The organism is Pseudomonas sp. 6D_7.1_Bac1, assembly GCF_025465945.1.
Classification (GTDB): domain Bacteria; phylum Pseudomonadota; class Gammaproteobacteria; order Pseudomonadales; family Pseudomonadaceae; genus Aquipseudomonas.
Genome location: NZ_JANLNW010000018.1, coordinates 1 through 2,259, shown reverse-complemented (window position 1 = coordinate 2,259; position 2,259 = coordinate 1). Strand labels below are relative to the sequence as shown.

Below are 2,259 nucleotides of genomic sequence, written 5' to 3'. Positions count from 1 at the left end.
GTCTGCGTAAGCAGACAGGGGTTTTGTCATTTCAGGGGCCGCTAAAAGCTCCGAGCGTGATGGATGCTGTAGAGCGCCTGTGCCACTTGATCAACCGTCATCAAGAAAATGTAGGTTGAGCGCTCTAGCACGCTGTTTGGCGGGTTTGTGCAGGGAATCTGATGCATTTTGCGCAAAGGCCTAAGTTTTCTCGGACCTGTGCCGAAAAACTGATGAGACATGCGTGCACCAAAGTAGAGCGGCCAAAGAGCGGCCTACGGCGTTACATGGAATGTTGCACCCGGAACGCATCCCCACTCTTTGCATAAGAAGTCCCATGAAATGAATCTCAAGTTCAGCCATAAAATCCTGTTGGCCGCTTCAGGCGTAGTGGTTCTGGCTTTTGCGTTGTTCACTTTGTACAACGACTACCTGCAGCGAAATACCATTCAGCAAAACCTCGACTCCTCCGTCCAGCAAGCCGGCGATCTGACGGCCAGCAGCGTACAAAACTGGCTGGGTGGACGAATTCTGGTGCTGGAAAGCCTTGCCCAGAACGTCACGCACCAAGGTGCCAACGCTGACTTTGCCGGGCTGGTCGACCAGCCGGCCTTCACCTCGAACTTCCAGTTCACGTACGTCGGTCAGGCCAATGGCGTGTTTACCCAACGCCCTGACGCCAAAATGCCGGATGGCTACGACCCACGTCAGCGTCCCTGGTACAAACAGGCTGTAGCCGCCGATAAAACCATGCTCACGCCACCCTACATGGCTGCCGTCGGTGGCCTGGTGGTGACTATTGCCATGCCGGTGAAAAAGAACGGCGAACTGCTCGGCGTAGTCGGTGGTGACCTGAGTCTGGAAACCCTGGTGAAGATCATCAACTCGGTGGACTTTGGCGGCATCGGTCATGCGTTCCTGGTCAGCGCTGACGGCCAGGTGATCGTCAGCCCGGACAAAGACCAGGTGATGAAGAACCTCAAGGACATCTACCCAGGTTCGAACGTACGCATCGAGAAGGGCAATCAGGAAGTGCGCCTGAACAAGCAGGAACGCATCCTGTCCTTCACCCCGGTCACGGGGCTGCCGAATGCCGAGTGGTACATCGGCCTGTCGATCGACAGGGACAAGGCCTACGCGCCATTGGGCAAGTTCCGCACATCGGCGCTGATTGCGATGTTTGTCGCGGTGACTGCTATTGCGGTGCTGCTGAGCCTGTTGATTCAAGTGCTAATGCGTCCACTGACCACAATGGGTCGTGCGATGCAGGACATTGCTCAAGGCGAAGGCGACCTGACTCGCCGTCTGGCGGTGGAAAGCAAAGACGAATTCGGCGAGCTGGGCGGTGCCTTCAACCAGTTTGTGGAACGGATTCACGCGTCGATTTCCGAAGTGTCGTCAGCCACGCGTCAGGTGCACGACTTGTCGCAACGCGTCATGGCGTCGTCGAACGCGTCGATCATCGGCTCCGACGAGCAAAGTGCGCGGACCAACAGCGTGGCGGCGGCAATCAATGAACTGGGGGCTGCTACCCAGGAAATTGCCCGCAATGCGGCGGACGCTTCGCAACACGCCAGCGGCGCCAGTGAGCAGGCTGACGACGGTCGTCAGGTGGTGGAGCAAACCATTCTGGCGATGACCGAGTTGTCGCAAAAAATCAGCCTGTCGTGCACACAGATCGAAACCCTGAATGCCAGTACCGACAACATCGGGCACATCCTCGACGTGATCAAAGGTATCTCGCAGCAGACCAACTTGCTGGCACTCAACGCAGCCATCGAGGCGGCGCGCGCGGGTGAAGCGGGGCGTGGTTTTGCGGTGGTGGCGGACGAAGTGCGCAACCTGGCTCATCGCACCCAGGAGTCGGCCGAGGAGATTCACAAGATGATCACCTCATTGCAGGTTGGCTCGCGTGAAGCGGTATCGACCATGAATGCCAGCCAGGTATCCAGCGAAGAAAGCGTCGAAGTGGCGAATCAGGCCGGTGCGCGGTTGGTCAGCGTGACCCAGCGGATCACCGAAATCGACGGAATGAACCAGTCGGTTGCGGCCGCGACGGAAGAGCAAACTGCCGTGGTGGAAACCCTCAACGTCGACATCAGCCAGATCAACCTGCTGAACCAGCAGGGCGTGGCCAACCTCAACGAAACGTTGAAGGATTGCGATGCGTTGTCGCTGCAGGCCAACCGCCTGAAGCAACTGGTGGATAGCTTCAAGATTTAAACCGTTCCATGGATGCAGAAAACGCGATGAGGTCAGTCTGACTCATCGCGTTTTTTA

The 2,259-nt window shown here is 57.3% G+C and carries 1 protein-coding gene and 1 pseudogene; both read left to right on the top strand.

The window, feature by feature from the left end; genetic code table 11:
- Window positions 1-321: 321 nt before the first annotated feature.
- A pseudogene (locus NTD87_RS27980) lies at window positions 322-1,347 on the top strand (cache domain-containing protein); the annotation flags it as partial.
- 69 nt (window positions 1,348-1,416) lie between these two features.
- Window positions 1,417-2,202, top strand: a complete 786-nt coding sequence (locus NTD87_RS27975; RefSeq protein WP_410017461.1) for a methyl-accepting chemotaxis protein — start codon at window positions 1,417-1,419, stop codon at window positions 2,200-2,202.
- Window positions 2,203-2,259 lie beyond the last annotated feature (57 nt).